We start from the raw sequence: 243 nt of genomic DNA, 5'->3' as shown, positions 1-243 counted from the left end.
CTCGCGGCCTGATGCGGGCCGCGGCCAGGAGACTCAGCCGGGACAGGCCGGCGTTCGGCTCAGCGGTCCATCTGGTGCTGTGGATCGCGGCCGGGTGACTGATCTCGCTCTCCGTCGCGAAGTACGGTTCGTTCGGCGCCGTGTGCGGGCCACTCACCGCCTTCGTCGCGCTGCTGCCGTGAGCCAACCTGACCGGTGTCGCTCTGTTCCTCGGCATCACATCCACCGATCAACTCGAAGCCA

General features: G+C 67.9%; 1 protein-coding gene. It reads right to left on the bottom strand.

Annotation, left to right across the window (positions count from 1 at the left end):
• Window positions 1-59: 59 nt before the first annotated feature.
• The coding region (locus KVT28_RS26320; RefSeq protein ID WP_217551232.1) for a hypothetical protein at window positions 60-243 on the bottom strand (184 nt) is incomplete at its 5' end.

The sequence above is a fragment of the Pantoea sp. GbtcB22 genome, from assembly GCF_019091025.1.
In the GTDB taxonomy this organism is placed as follows: Bacteria; Pseudomonadota; Gammaproteobacteria; order Enterobacterales; family Enterobacteriaceae; genus Pantoea; species Pantoea leporis.
This window is presented reverse-complemented; position numbering and strand designations above follow the sequence as displayed.